The 13070-nt window shown below is 66.3% G+C and carries 11 protein-coding genes and 3 tRNA genes; 5 read left to right on the forward strand and 9 right to left on the reverse strand.

Annotation, left to right across the window (positions count from 1 at the left end; genetic code table 11):
• Positions 1 to 38: 38 nt before the first annotated feature.
• Both tsf and rpsB read right to left on the reverse strand, forming a co-directional pair.
• Positions 39 to 962 carry a translation elongation factor Ts gene (gene tsf, locus AC1RLW_RS05500; RefSeq protein ID WP_493192431.1) on the reverse strand — a complete coding sequence of 308 codons (924 nt, stop codon included), beginning with the start codon at positions 960 to 962 and terminating at the stop codon, positions 39 to 41.
• A gap of 81 nt (positions 963 to 1043) precedes the next feature.
• Positions 1044 to 1799: a 30S ribosomal protein S2 gene (gene rpsB, locus AC1RLW_RS05505; protein WP_062471618.1), complete on the reverse strand. Its 756-nt coding sequence runs from the start codon at positions 1797 to 1799 to the stop codon at positions 1044 to 1046.
• Positions 1800 to 2004: 205 nt separating this feature from the next.
• Here rpsB and AC1RLW_RS05510 point away from each other — a divergent pair, with 205 nt between their 5' ends.
• Both AC1RLW_RS05510 and AC1RLW_RS05515 read left to right on the forward strand, forming a co-directional pair.
• Positions 2005 to 3327 carry an amidase gene (locus tag AC1RLW_RS05510; protein WP_493192432.1) on the forward strand — a complete coding sequence of 441 codons (1323 nt, stop codon included), beginning with the start codon at positions 2005 to 2007 and terminating at the stop codon, positions 3325 to 3327.
• Positions 3328 to 3384: 57 nt separating this feature from the next.
• A complete protein-coding gene (locus tag AC1RLW_RS05515) occupies positions 3385 to 4638 on the forward strand; it encodes a D-amino acid dehydrogenase (protein ID WP_095745186.1) in 1254 nt (417 codons plus the stop codon).
• On the opposite strand, the gene AC1RLW_RS05520 is transcribed toward AC1RLW_RS05515, so the two are convergent.
• Positions 4628 to 5047: a hypothetical protein gene (locus AC1RLW_RS05520; RefSeq protein WP_492685576.1), complete on the reverse strand. Its 420-nt coding sequence runs from the start codon at positions 5045 to 5047 to the stop codon at positions 4628 to 4630. The two genes, AC1RLW_RS05515 and AC1RLW_RS05520, sit on opposite strands and share 11 nt — an antisense overlap.
• A 43-nt stretch (positions 5048 to 5090) precedes the next feature.
• On the opposite strand from AC1RLW_RS05520, the gene AC1RLW_RS05525 reads away from it, so the two are divergent.
• Positions 5091 to 6554 (forward strand): NAD(P)H-hydrate dehydratase, encoded by a 1464-nt coding sequence (locus AC1RLW_RS05525; RefSeq protein WP_492685575.1) that lies wholly within the window; start codon positions 5091 to 5093, stop codon positions 6552 to 6554.
• 9 nt (positions 6555 to 6563) lie between these two features.
• Here the strand turns inward: AC1RLW_RS05525 and AC1RLW_RS05530 are convergent, their stop codons facing one another.
• Positions 6564 to 7328 (reverse strand): SDR family oxidoreductase, encoded by a 765-nt coding sequence (locus AC1RLW_RS05530; RefSeq protein ID WP_062471631.1) that lies wholly within the window; start codon positions 7326 to 7328, stop codon positions 6564 to 6566.
• 67 nt (positions 7329 to 7395) lie between these two features.
• A complete protein-coding gene (gene rnr, locus AC1RLW_RS05535) occupies positions 7396 to 9666 on the reverse strand; it encodes a ribonuclease R (RefSeq protein ID WP_070060522.1) in 2271 nt (756 codons plus the stop codon).
• A gap of 81 nt (positions 9667 to 9747) precedes the next feature.
• Here rnr and AC1RLW_RS05540 point away from each other — a divergent pair.
• Together AC1RLW_RS05540 and AC1RLW_RS05545 are read left to right on the forward strand one after the other, a co-directional pair.
• Positions 9748 to 9832 (forward strand) — tRNA-Leu (locus AC1RLW_RS05540).
• Positions 9833 to 10103: 271 nt separating this feature from the next.
• Positions 10104 to 10188 (forward strand) — tRNA-Leu (locus AC1RLW_RS05545).
• 84 nt (positions 10189 to 10272) lie between these two features.
• On the opposite strand, the gene rimO is transcribed toward AC1RLW_RS05545, so the two are convergent.
• The 4 genes from rimO to AC1RLW_RS05565 form a co-directional block, all read right to left on the reverse strand.
• Entirely contained in the window at positions 10273 to 11679 is a 1407-nt protein-coding gene (gene rimO / locus AC1RLW_RS05550) for a 30S ribosomal protein S12 methylthiotransferase RimO (protein WP_493192433.1), read from the reverse strand.
• 82 nt (positions 11680 to 11761) lie between these two features.
• Positions 11762 to 12322 carry a polyhydroxyalkanoate synthesis repressor PhaR gene (gene phaR, locus AC1RLW_RS05555; protein WP_062480702.1) on the reverse strand — a complete coding sequence of 187 codons (561 nt, stop codon included), beginning with the start codon at positions 12320 to 12322 and terminating at the stop codon, positions 11762 to 11764.
• A gap of 69 nt (positions 12323 to 12391) precedes the next feature.
• On the reverse strand, positions 12392 to 12715 hold the full coding sequence (locus AC1RLW_RS05560) for a hypothetical protein (protein WP_223301311.1): 324 nt from the start codon (positions 12713 to 12715) through the stop codon (positions 12392 to 12394).
• A gap of 266 nt (positions 12716 to 12981) precedes the next feature.
• A tRNA-Val gene (locus tag AC1RLW_RS05565) sits at positions 12982 to 13058 on the reverse strand.
• Positions 13059 to 13070: the final 12 nt, after the last annotated feature.

The following is a 13070-nucleotide window of genomic DNA, read 5'->3' on the forward strand; positions in this document are numbered from 1 at the left end:
GCACGCTGTCGCGCACCGCCGCTTGGAGGCCCGCCGGATCAGGCGGCAGCCTTGGCAGCAGCGACCTGGGCAGCGACTTCGGCAGCGAAGTCGTCAACCTTCTTCTCGATGCCTTCGCCGACCACGTACAGGGTGAAGCCCTTGATCGTGGTGTTGGCGGCCTTGAGCATCTGCTCGACGGTCTGCTTGTCGTTCTTTACGAACGGCTGGTTGTGCAGCGAGACTTCCTTGAGGTACTTCTGCACGCCGCCTTCGATGCGCTTGGCAACGATGTCGGCCGGCTGCGGCTTCTTGCCTTCGGCTTCGGCCGTCTTGCGGTCTTCTTCAGCCTTGCCGGCGGCCACTGCGCGCTCTTTTTCGATCAGGTCGGCGGGCACGTCCGATGCCTGGATGGCGACCGGCTTCATGGCGGCGATGTGCATCGCGACGTCCTTGGCCGAGGTGTCGTCACCTTCGAATTCGACCATCACGCCGATGCGCGTGCCGTGCAGGTACGACGCCAGCTTGCCGTTGCCCGTGAAGTGCTTGAAGCGGCGGAAGCTCATGTTCTCGCCGATCTTGCCGATCAGGCCCTTGCGCACGTCTTCGAGCGTGGGGCCGAAGCCGTCCTGCTCGTAAGCCAGCGCGCCCAGTGCGGCGATGTCGGCCGGGTTGTTCTTGGCGACCAGCATCGCGGCAGCGTTGGCCATGGCCAGGAAGCTGTCGTTCTTGGTGACGAAGTCGGTTTCGCAGTTGATTTCGATCATGCCGCCGGCAGCGCCGTCGACGAAAGCCGTGACCACGCCTTCAGCGGTGATGCGGCCCGATGCCTTGCCAGCCTTGTTGCCGAGCTTGATGCGCAGCAGCTCTTCGGCCTTTTCCATGTTGCCGTCGGCCTCCGTCAGGGCCTTCTTGCATTCCATCATGGGCGCATCGGTCTTCGCGCGCAGTTCGCCGACCATGCTTGCGGTGATTGCAGCCATTTGTGTATCTCCGTAAATCCAAAAATCAGGTTAAAAAAAAGGGGCACCAAAGCCCCTTCTTCAGGCTCGCGAACGCGCCTATCAGGCCGAAGCGCCTTCTTCGACTTCGACGAATTCGTCGCCGCTGCCCTCGGCAACGGCCTTGACCACGTCACCACCGGCGCTATTGCGGCCTTCGATGATCGCGTCGGCGATGCCACGGGCATACAGCGTGACGGCCTTCGACGAGTCGTCGTTGCCGGGGATCACGTAGTCGATGCCTTCGGGCGAGTGGTTGGAGTCGACCACGCCGATCAGCGGGATGCCGAGCTTCTTGGCTTCGGCCACGGCGATCTTGTGGAAGCCCACGTCGATCACGAAGATGGCGTCGGGCAGCGCAGCCATGTCCTGGATGCCGCCGATGTCCTTCTCGAGCTTCGCGATTTCGCGCGAGAACGTGAGCTGTTCTTTCTTGCTCAGGCTGTCGAGGCCGGCTTCTTGCTGGGCCTTCATGTCCTTCAGACGCTTGATCGAGGTCTTGACGGTCTTGAAGTTGGTCAGCATGCCGCCGAGCCAGCGGGTGTCGACGAAAGGCACGCCGGCGCGGCGAGCTTCTGCAGCGACGATTTCACGGGCCTGGCGCTTCGTGCCGACCATCAGGATCGTGCCGCGGTTGGCCGTGAGTTGCTTGGCGTACTTCATCGCGTCCTGGAACATCGGGAGCGACTTTTCCAGGTTGATGATGTGAATCTTGTTGCGGTGACCGAAGATGAACGGAGCCATCTTGGGGTTCCAGAAGCGGGTTTGGTGACCGAAGTGGACACCGGCTTCCAGCATTTCGCGCATGGTGGTCGACATTGAATTTACTCCAAAGGTTGGGTCTAAAATCCAGCCCGTTTTGCGCCCCTTCGACGGGGTCGCAACACCTTGATTGGGCCGGTTTGCGGATGTGCTTGACTGGCGGCGACAAAACTGTCGCATAACCAGCGAAACCCAAAGAGTATAGCACGGCGGCCACCCCCTCCTCCCTCGAACCGAGCCGTTCCAAGGTACCCTCGACGCCATGAACGACCTTCACGCCACCCGTCTCACCCTTCTGGCTGGCGGTTCCGATGCGCGCACCGAAATGGAGCGCGCCATCGCCCTCTCCGAATCCCCGGCCTGCGCCCACGTTTTCACCCGCACGATGTTCGACGAGGCCCGCGCGGCCGCCGCCGCATCGGTGCCCGAAAGCCGGCTGGCCGGGCTTGCCTTCACCAGCAAGGATCTGTTCGACATCGCCGGCCAGCCGACACCCGCCGGATCGGCCGTGCTCTCGCACGCACCGGCCGCCCCGGCCGATGCGCTCGCCGTGGCGCGGCTGCGCGCCGCCGGCGGCGTGCTGACCGGGCGCACCAACATGACGGAGTTCGCCTTTTCCGGCGTCGGCGTCAACCCGCACCACGGCACGCCAGCCAACGCGAGCGACACCGCCACGCCACGCATTCCGGGCGGCTCGTCGTCCGGCGCGGCGATTTCGGTGGCAAGCGGCGCGGCCTTCATCGGCCTGGGCTCCGACACCGGCGGATCGATCCGCATCCCGGCCGCGCTGAACGGCATCGTCGGCTTCAAGAACACCGCCCGCCTCACGCCTGCCGACGGCGCGCTGCCCCTGTCGACCACGCTCGACACCGTCTGCGCCATGACCCGCTCGGTGCGCGACGCCGTCACCGCGCACGAAATCCTCTCGGCGCGGCAGGTGACGCCTGGCTCGGCGTCGCTGTCGACCTACCGGCTGGCCGTCGTGAAGAACGTCTTCCTCGACGACCTCGAGCCCACCGTGGCCACAGCCTTCGAGCGCTCCCTGGCCACCCTGCGCGCCACCGGCGCCCATATCCAGGAAATAGTGCTGCCCGAGCTGGCCGACCTGCAGAGCATCAACGCCACCGGCGGCTTCTCGGCGGCCGAGTCGTACGCCTGGCACAGGCTGCTGCTGGAACGCAGCGGCGCCGGCTACGACCCGCGCGTGGCGCAACGCATCCTGCGCGGCGCGGGCATGAAGGCGCACGAGTACATCGACCTGGTCCGCGCCCGCCGCGACTGGATCGCCCGCGTCGAGAAGGCGGTGGCACCGTTCGACGCCGTGGTGTCGCCGACTGTGCCGATCGCGGCGCCGTCCATCGCCAGCGTGGCACCGGGCGCCGAGCGCGACGACGAATTCTTCCGCGTCAACGCGCTGCTGCTGCGCAACCCGTCGATCATCAACATGCTCGACGGCTGCGCCCTTTCGCTGCCCTGCCAGGCCGACGGCGAACTGCCGGTCGGCCTGATGCTGTGGCACGGCGCGATGCACGACGACGCCGTGCTCGCGGTGGCCCTCCAGGCCGAACGCACGCTACAGAAATAACCGCTGTCACCGCCCGCCTCACGGGCGTCAGCCGCTTCTTCTATCTAGAACATTTCAATGAAAATCGCGATCGTGGGCGCCGGCATCGTCGGCGTCACCACCGCCTGGGAACTGGTTTCCGACGGCCATGAAGTGAGCGTGTTCGAGCGCCGCGGCGCCGCCGCCGAAGAGGCCAGCTTTGCCAACGCCGGCGTGGTCGCGCCGGGTTATGTCACGCCGTGGGCCGCACCGGGCATGCGCGGCAAGGTGCTGCGCTCGCTGCTGTCTTCGCACGGCGCCATCAAGCTGCGCTGGCCGCTGAGTTCGCGCGACCTCGGCTGGATGTCGCGCTGGCAGAAGGCCTGCAAGCTTGAGACCTACCTGGCCAACCGCGCCCGCATGCAGCGCCTGGCCTTCTACAGCCGCACCCGGCTGCACGCGGTGACCGAAGCGCGCGAGCTGAGCTACGAACGCAGCGACGGCTACCTGGTGCTGCTGCGTTCCAAGCGCGAGAAAAAACTGGTGCAGCCCGGACTCGAGGTGCTGCGTTCGGCCGGCAGCGTGTTCCGCGAGATCGACGCCGACGAGGCCCGCCTGATCGAGCCCGCGCTCAACCCCGACACCCCGCTGGCAGGCGCGATCCACCTGCCAGAAGACGAGGTCGCGAACTGCCGCCAGTTCGCGCTGCTGCTCAAGTGGGAAGCCGAGGCTTTGGGCGCGCAGTTCCATTTCAACTGCGACATCGCGCCGCTGAGCCGCGCCGCGCCCACCTCGCTGACGCTGGCCAGCGGCTCGGACGCGCTGCAGTTCGACGCCATCGTGGTCTGCGCCGGCCTGTCGTCCGCCACACTGCTGCGTCCGCTGGGACTGCGCATCCCACTGGCGCCGGTCTACGGTCACTCGGTCAGCGCCCCGGTGCGCGAGCCACTCAACGCGCCGCGCAGCGCGGTGATGGACGAACGCTACAAGGTCGCGATCTCCCGCCTGGGCCAGCGCGTGCGCGTGGCCGGCAGCGCCGAGATCGGCGGCTCGCCCGACGCCATGAGCCCGGCCGCGATCCAGACGCTCTACAAGGTGCTGCACGACTGGTTTCCGGGCGCGGCCACGTTGCAGTCGGGCATCCAGCAATGGAAAGGCGCCCGGCCGATGCTGCCCGACGGCCCACCGGTGCTGGGCGCCAGCGGCATTCCCGGCGTGTGGCTCAACCTGGGCCACGGCTCGAGCGGCTGGGCGCTGTCGTGCGGCAGCGCGCGCGTGCTCGGCGACCTGATCGGGGGGCAAGACCCGGGCATCGATCTCGAAGGCCTGGGGATCGAGCGGCTCAGTCTTTAGGACCCCAGCGGCGCAGTTGCTCGGGGGTGGCCGGTTTTTCCATCGGCAGTTCGGGCCGGGGTGCCCAGCGTTGGGCGATCAACCCCAGGATCGCCGGTGCGATCAGCCCGAAGAACACCAGCACCAGCAGGTCCAGCCCCAGCATTAGCCACTGCGTACCGGACCCTGCCTCGACCGGCACGTCGAGCCACCGGATCACGCCGATGCCATAGCCCACGCCCAGGGCCCAGGCGACGTCGCGCAGCGGCACCCGGCGCAACAGCTCGGCCAGCAGGAACAGCCCCCACACCACGATCAGCAGACCGACCGCCCAGACCACGCCAGCGATCGTCGCTGCGGCCGTGCCAACGAAGCCGGCCAGGCACGCCAGCAGCAGAACCAGCAACCAGCCGAAGGTCTTGAGCATCATCGGTCCATGATAGGAGGCGCGGCGTCGGCGGCACAATGGCTCGATGCATCGCATCACGTCCGTTAGCGCCGCCGACCTGTTCGACATTGCCGCCTCGCGTCGCATCGAACAGGCGGCCGCCTCCGCCCTTCCCCCTCACACGCTGATGCAGCGCGCCGGCCTCGCGGCGGCGCGGCTCGCAATGGCGCTCGCGCCGCACGCGCGAACGATCTGGATCGCCTGCGGCCCCGGGAACAACGGCGGCGACGGCTTCGAAGCCGCGGCGCAACTGCGTCATCGCGGCTTCTTTCCGGTCGTCACCTTCGTGGGCGATGAAGGCCGGCTGCCAGCGGATGCCAAGGCATCGCTGCAGCGTGCGCGCGATGCGGGCGTCAGCTTCGCTTCGGAGCCACCATCGAGCTTCGAGCTGGCGGTGGATGCGCTGCTCGGCATCGGATCAACCCGCCCACCCTCGGGCACGATGGCCGAATGGCTCGCGCGGATGCACGCGAGCGCCTCGCCGGTGCTCAGCATCGATGTACCCTCGGGCCTCGATGCCGACACTGGCACGCTGGCCTCCAGCGCAGATCAAGCACCGGCATCGGTCCGCACCACCCTCACCTTCCTCACGCTGAAACCCGGCTTGTTCACGGCGCAAGGCCGCGACGCAGCCGGCACGATGTGGTTCGACGATCTGGGCTGCCGCGCTTTCATCCAGGAGCGAGCGACGGCCCGCCTCGCAGGCGCGCCCGATATCCAGCCGCGCACCCACGCCTCGCACAAGGGCAGCTACGGGGATGTCGCGGTGATCGGCGGCGCTTCGGGCATGGCCGGCGCTGCGCTGCTGGCCGGCTCGGCCGCGCTCCATGGGGGCGCGGGACGCGTGTTCGTCGGATTGCTCGATCCCCGCGCAGCGCCGGTCGACACCTCGCAGCCGGAGCTGATGCTGCGCGACGCCCACGCGCTGGACCTCGCGGGCATGACGGTCGTGTGCGGCTGCGGTGGCGGCGATGCCGTGCGCGAACTGCTGCCGCGCGTGCTGTCGACGGCCGCCGCGCTGGTGCTCGACGCCGACGCACTCAACGCCATCGCCGCCGATCCGTCACTTCAGGCGCAGCTGATCGCGCGAGGCCAGGCCGGCGCTCCCACCGTGCTCACGCCGCATCCGTTGGAAGCCGCGCGCCTGCTCTGCGACACGACGGGTGGCGTGCAAGCCAACCGCCTCGCCGCGGCCCGTGCGCTGGCATCGCGCTTCGGCGCGGTGACAGTGCTCAAGGGGTCTGGAACAGTGATGGCCGATGCGGGCGACGAACCACCGGTCATCAATCCGACCGGCAATGCCCGCCTCGCCACCGCAGGCACCGGCGATGTGCTCGCCGGCATGATCGGCGCGGCGCTCGCGATGCGCCGCCCCGCGTTCGAGGCGGCGTGCGAGGCCGTCTGGCAGCACGGCCGCATCGCCGACCTGTGGCCGGCCGATGCTGCCCCGCTCACGGCGGGCTCGCTGGCCCGCCGCGCGCCCTACTGAGCGCAGGACTCAGCCGCGCCCCACGAAGGGCATCTTCGTGGCCATGATGGTGTGAAAGAGCACGTTGGCTTCCAGCGGCAGGTTCGCCATGTAGAGCACCGACTGGCCGACGATCTTGACGTCGATCAGTGGCTCGATCGCGAGCTCGCCGTTGGCCTGCGGTACGCCGGTGGCCATGCGCGCGGCCAGCTCGGTCATGGCATTGCCCACGTCCACCTGCCCCACCGCGATGTCGTACTTGCGGCCGTCGAGCGAAGCGGTCTTGGTCAGCCCTTCGACCGCGTGCTTGGTCGAGGTGTAGGCCGCGGAATTCGGCCGCGGCGTGGTCGCCGAGATCGACCCGTTGTTGATGATGCGGCCGCCCCGCGGCGTCTGCGCCTTCATCGTGCGAAAGGCCTGCTGGATGCAGAAGAACATGCCGGTGAGGTTGATGTCCACTACGCCCTTCCACTGCTCGGGCGTCCAGTCCTCGAACGGTCCCGGCGGGTTACCCACGCCGGCGTTGTTGAACAGCAGGTCGACGCGCCCGAAGCGCTCGACCGTGGCGCCGAACAGCGCCTGCACCGAGTCGGCATTGGCCACGTCGGTCGGCACCGCGAAGGCGCGCGCACCCGCGCCCGATTCTTCCGCCACCTGCTCCAGCGGCTCGAGGCGGCGCCCCGCAAGGGCCACGCTCCAGCCGTCCGCCAGCAGGGCCAGCGCGGCCGCACGGCCGATGCCCGACCCCGCGCCCGTGACGATCGCGATGCGGCCCTTGTTGTTTTCCACGCTCATGCTCCAAGTCTCCTTTTCAACTGATCCATACACACGGTAAGCAAACCGGTAGTGTGCACGGCGCGTCTCATCCGCGGCGGGGCTTGCGGCCCTTGCCCTGCATCTTGTTGGCGGCTTTCTTCACCGCCGACTTGAAGGCCTGCATGGCCGATTGCGGACCGGCGGGCACCGCGGCAGCGCCGCCGCCACCGTGCTCCGAACGCGACTCGCCACCGGCCTCCGCCTTGTGGCGGGAGCTTCGCTTGGCCGACGCCTTCACCGGCGCGCCGCCCTTGTCCTTCATGGCGCGCGAAGTCAGGTCCTCGCCTTCGCGCACGAGGCGGAAGTCGATCTTGCGGCCATCGAGGTCGACGCGGCTCACCTGCACCCGCACCCGCGTGCCGATGGCGTAGCGGATACCGGTGCGCTCGCCGCGCAACTCCTGGCGCATCTCGTCGAACTTGAAGTACTCGCCGCCGAGCTCGGTGATGTGGACCAGGCCCTCGACGTACATCGCATCGAGCGTGACGAAGATGCCGAAGGTGGTGGCCGCCGTGACCACGCCGCCGTATTCCTCGCCGAGGTGCTCGCGCATGTACTTGCACTTGAGCCAGGCCTCGACGTCGCGGCTGGCCTCGTCGGCGCGGCGCTCGTTGGCGCTGCAATGCAGGCCGGCGGCTTCCCAGGCCAGCACTTCCTTGCTGGGCGCGACGGTCGCCTTCTGCGGCTTGTTGGTCGGCGCCTTGACGCGCGAAGCGAGCCGCTTGGCCAGCTTGGCATGCGCCTCGCCGGGCGTGGGCAGCATCGGCAGCTGGTAGCGCGTCTTGCCGAGGATCGCCTTGATCACGCGATGCACCAGCAGGTCGGGGTAGCGACGGATCGGGCTGGTGAAGTGCGTGTAGGCCTCGTAGGCCAGACCGAAGTGGCCGCTGTTGATCGGCGTGTAGATCGCCTGCTGCATCGAGCGCAGCAGCATGGTGTGGATCTGCTGCGCGTCGGGGCGCTCCTTGGTGGCTTCGGCAATCGCCTGGAACTCGCCGGGACGCGGCTCGTCTGTGATGCTCAGGCCGACACCCATGGCCTTCAGGTAGCCGCGCAGGATTTCCTTCTTCTCGGGCGTCGGGCCTTCGTGCACGCGGAACAGGCCCGGGTGCTTGCCTTCGGCGATGAAGTCGGCGCTGCAGACGTTGGCGGCGAGCATCGCCTCTTCGATCAGGCGGTGCGCCTCGTTGCGCGTGCGCGGCACGATCTTCTCGATGCGGCCGGCGTCGTCGCAGATGATCTGCGTCTCGGTGGTTTCGAAGTCGACCGCGCCGCGCTTGCCGCGCTGCTTGAGCAGGGCCTTGTAGACGTCGGCGAGGTTCAGCAGGTCCTTGACGCGGTCCTTGCGCTTGGCCGCTTCGGGCCCGCGCGTGTTGCCGAGGATGGCGGCGACTTCGGTGTACGTGAAGCGCGCATGGCTGAACATCACGGCCGGATAGAACTGGTAGGCGTAGATCTCGCCGTCGGCCGCAACCAGCATGTCGCACACCATGCACAGGCGCTCGACCTCGGGGTTGAGCGAGCACAGGCCGTTCGACAGCTTCTCGGGCAGCATCGGGATCACGCGGCGCGGGAAGTAGACGCTGGTGGCGCGGTCGTAGGCGTCGATGTCGATGGCGGAGCCGGTCTGCACATAAGCGCTGACGTCGGCGATGGCCACCAGCAGGCGCCAGCCCTTGCCGCGGCCCACCTTGGCGGGCTCGCAGTACACGGCGTCGTCGAAGTCGCGGGCGTCCTCGCCGTCGATGGTGACGAGCGGCACGTCGGTGAGGTCGATGCGGCCCTTCTTGTCGGCCGGGCGCACCTTCTCGGGCAGGGCCTTGGCCTGCGCCAGACACTCCGCGGAAAACTCATGCGGTACGCCGTACTTGCGCACAGCGATTTCGATCTCCATGCCGGGGTCGTCGATCTCGCCCAGCACTTCTCTCACGCGGCCCACGGGCTGGCCGAACAAGGCCGGCGGCTCGGTGAGCTGGACGACCACGACCTGGCCCACCTTGGCGGGGCCGGTCGCGCCCTTCGGGATCAGGACGTCCTGGCCGTAGCGCTTGTCTTCCGGTGCAACGAGCCAGATCCCGCCTTCGTGCAGCAAGCGGCCGATGATGGGCTGCTCGGGTCGCTCGACGATCTCGACCACGCGCCCCTCGGGGCGGCCGCGGCGGTCCTGTCGCACGATGCGCGCCTTGACGCGATCCTTGTGCAGCACCGCGCGCATCTCATTCGGCGGCAGGTAGATGTCTGCCTCGCCGTCGTCGCGTTGCACGAAGCCGTGCCCGTCGCGATGTCCTTGAACAGTTCCTTCGATTTCATCCAACAAGCTGCTGGAAGTGACATTATTTTTGATATGATCTCCTTCTTTCCTGAAATTCAAAATGTGGCTGCTTCTGCAGTCATGTGGGCCCAGATGGCGGAATTGGTAGACGCACTAGTTTCAGGTACTAGCGAGTAACATCGTGGAGGTTCGAGTCCTCTTCTGGGCACCAAGTTTAAACAGACCTTTACCAGGTCATCCGATTGAAGCCACCGGTCTCCGGTGGCTTTTTTCATGGCCGCTCGAAACTGCATCAAACGGGCGACGCGATCGTCAGATCGCACCCCTCGACGCCGGCCATGCACGCACGATCGCACCCACCCGCCTTCGGCAGGACACCCGCCGCACGAGCGATGTCGCGCAGAAGCTGAAATTTCGACACGCTCAAAAGAGCGCGCCAAATTTGTGTATATAATCGTAGTCTTTGCTGAGAAGCAAAATCAGCCCAGATGGCGGAATTGGTAGACGCACTAGTTTCAGGTACTAGCGAGTAACATCGTGGAGGTTCGAGTCCTCTTCTGGGCACCAAGATTGAACAGACCCTTACCAGGTCTTCTGAAAAAAGCCACCGGCCTCCGGTGGCTTTTTTCTTGGCCGTTTGAATCAGGCGCATCAAACGGGCAACGCGATCAGGTCGTGGCCTTCAGCGCCCACGATGCGTGCACGCGTGAACTCGCCGACCTTCATCGTCTTGCTGATCTTCTCGGGCGGCAGGAGGCGAACGGTGCCGTCGATCTCCGGCGCATCGGCGTACGTGCGCCCCACCCCACCCTTGCGGCCCAGCGCCGGCGCTGAATCAACCAGCACCTGCATCGTCGAGCCGATGCGCTTTTGCAGCTTGGCGATCGACACGGCCTCGGCCACTTCCATGAAGCGGGCGCGGCGCGCTTCGCGCTCGGTCTCGGGCAGCATGCCCGGAATGTCGTTGGCGGTGGCGCCTTCGACCGGGCTGTAGGCAAAGCAGCCCGCACGGTCGATCTCGGCTTCGCGGATGAAGTCGAGCAGGTGCTCGAACTCCTGCTCCGTCTCGCCCGGGAAACCGGCGATGAAGGTGCTGCGGATCACGAGTTCGGGACAGACCTCGCGCCAACGAGCGATCCGCTCCAGGTTCTTCTCGCCGCTGGCCGGCCGCTTCATGCGCTTGAGCACGTCGGGGTGGCTGTGCTGCAACGGCACGTCGAGGTACGGCAGCACCAGGCCGCTCGCCATCAACGGAATGATTTCGTCGACGCTCGGATACGGGTACACGTAGTGCAGGCGCACCCAGGCGCCATACGGCTCGGCAATTTCGCCCAGCGTCCGCACGAGTTCGAGCATGCGGGTCTTGACCGGCTTGCCATCCCAGAAGCCAGTGCGGTACTTCACATCGACGCCGTAGGCCGAGGTGTCCTGGCTGATCACCAGCAGCTCTTTCACGCCGCCCTCGAACAAGGCCCTGGCTTCGCTGAGCACATCGCCCACCGGACGCGAGACCAGGTCGCCGCGCATCGAGGGAATGATGCAGAAGGTGCAACGGTGGTTGCAGCCTTCGCTGATCTTCAGATAAGCGTAGTGCCGCGGCGTCAGCTTGAGGCCGGCCACGCCGAAGGTGTTGGGCACGAGGTCGATGAACGGATCGTGCGGCTTCGGCAGGTTGGCGTGCACCGCGTCCATCACTTCCTGCGTGGCATGCGGGCCGGTGACGGCCAGCACGCTGGGGTGCATCTGGCGCACGAGGTTGCCACCCTGGTCGCCGGTCTTGGCGCCCAGGCAGCCGGTGACGATCACGCGGCCGTTCTCGGCGAGGGCTTCGCCGATGGTGTCCAGACTTTCCTTCACGGCATCGTCGATGAAGCCGCAGGTGTTGACGATCACGAGGTCGGCGCCCTCGAAAGTCTTGGCGGTTTGATACCCCTCGGCACTCAGCTGGGTCAGGATCAATTCGGAATCGGTCAAGGCCTTGGGGCAACCAAGGCTGACGAAGCCGACCTTGGGGGCGGTCGGCGTGACGGTACGTTCAGGGGAGGCAACTTCGCTCATAGGCCTCTATTGTCCCAGCTATCGGTGACAGCGGGGCATTCATCGGGCAGTCACCCCATTCGGGCGGGCCGCCGCGCGGCGCTCAGGGGCGCTTGATGCCAAAGGCGCCCAGCACCTGCTCGGTGTTTTTCTGCATCTGTTCCTGCATCTGCAGGAAAACGTTCTTCGATTGCTCGACGTAGTTGCCCATCAGCCCCTGGATCATCGGCGACTGCATGGTCATGAAGCGCGACCACATCTCGGGCGTCAGGCCCTCGGCCTTTTCGGCGAGCTGGGCCTGCATCTCGGTCATGGCCTGGATGTTCTTCTCGAGGTACGGGCCCATGTAGCCCTGCATGGCCTGGCCGTAGAAACGGATGATGTTGGCCAGCACCTGCTCGGTGAACATCGGCGCGCCGCCGGCCTCTTCTTCCAGGATGATCTGCAGCAGGATGCTGCGCGTGAGGTCGTCGCCGGTCTTGGCGTCGCGCACCACGAACTGCGCGTTCTTGATGACCAGCTGCTTGACCTCGGTCAGCGTGATGTACGTGGATGTCTCCGTGTCGTAGAGCCGTCGGTTGGGGTACTTCTTGATCACACGCTGGACCGGCTTCACCCCGGACTTCTTGCTCTGCACTACAGACTCCTTCACATGGACGCCCATGTCATCGGATGATTCTAGGGAGCGGTTTTGCTGCATCGCGACAAGGTTTACCCTGACCGTGATTCTTCTTCAGGCGTCCGGCGCCGTCGCGTACTCGGCGCCGCACGCATGACACGCTGCAGTTTCGGGACGCTCCGGGGTCGACAACCTGAATCGCAGCGGGATCTTCTGCCCGTAGACCACCCAGCACCGGGGGCAATGCTCCTGCCCCGCCGTCGGAAGATAGGCGCGTGCGCGCTGCTCGGCGCGCTCCTCGGTCACCGGCATGCCCTGTCGTTGCGCACGCGCCACTTCGCGTGCGGCCATGGTGTCGGCACGGCCGGCGGCAAGGTCATTGATGCCGTAGACCGCGCGCGCGAATTCAAGAGGGGCCTGCTTGAGCAATGCGGCCACGCGGTGGTCGGCGTGCGCCCGATCAACAGACGTTGATCGCGTATTCATCAGATCGCTTATCAAGGAAATTCGAGAAGGTTGGCAGACCGCTCAAGGTAGCACAACCACATGGCTCAGGCACCTTGCCTGCACCGCGTGAAGGGCTGCCCGCGAAAGGTTTTTTGCTTGCACCGATCACTCAGGACGACCGGGCGAATCCAGAGACAAACACGTCGTCCAAACGACGAACGGGTTGCAGCGAAATCGCTGCAACCCGTGTTTGAATTTGGTAGGCGCGATTGGATTCGAACCAACGACCCCCACCATGTCAAGGTGGTGCTCTAACCAACTGAGCTACGCGCCTAAGAGAAGCATC

The sequence above is a fragment of the Variovorax sp. GW822-FHT04A09 genome (assembly GCF_058801005.1).

Bases quoted from the DNA above. Each gene is read 5' to 3' on its own strand.
- phaR (WP_062480702.1), bottom strand. From the start codon at position 12,322: ATGGGCGTCCATGTGAAGGAGTCTGTAGTGCAGAGCAAGAAGTCCGGG.
- AC1RLW_RS05515 (WP_095745186.1), top strand. From the start codon at position 3,385: ATGAAAATCGCGATCGTGGGCGCCGGCATCGTCGGCGTCACCACCGCC.
- tsf (WP_493192431.1), bottom strand. From the start codon at position 962: ATGGCTGCAATCACCGCAAGCATGGTCGGCGAACTGCGCGCGAAGACC.
- AC1RLW_RS05520 (WP_492685576.1), bottom strand. From the start codon at position 5,047: ATGATGCTCAAGACCTTCGGCTGGTTGCTGGTTCTGCTGCTGGCGTGC.
- AC1RLW_RS05510 (WP_493192432.1), top strand. From the start codon at position 2,005: ATGAACGACCTTCACGCCACCCGTCTCACCCTTCTGGCTGGCGGTTCC.
- AC1RLW_RS05530 (WP_062471631.1), bottom strand. From the start codon at position 7,328: ATGAGCGTGGAAAACAACAAGGGCCGCATCGCGATCGTCACGGGCGCG.
- AC1RLW_RS05525 (WP_492685575.1), top strand. From the start codon at position 5,091: ATGCATCGCATCACGTCCGTTAGCGCCGCCGACCTGTTCGACATTGCC.
- rimO (WP_493192433.1), bottom strand. From the start codon at position 11,679: ATGAGCGAAGTTGCCTCCCCTGAACGTACCGTCACGCCGACCGCCCCC.
- rpsB (WP_062471618.1), bottom strand. From the start codon at position 1,799: ATGTCGACCACCATGCGCGAAATGCTGGAAGCCGGTGTCCACTTCGGT.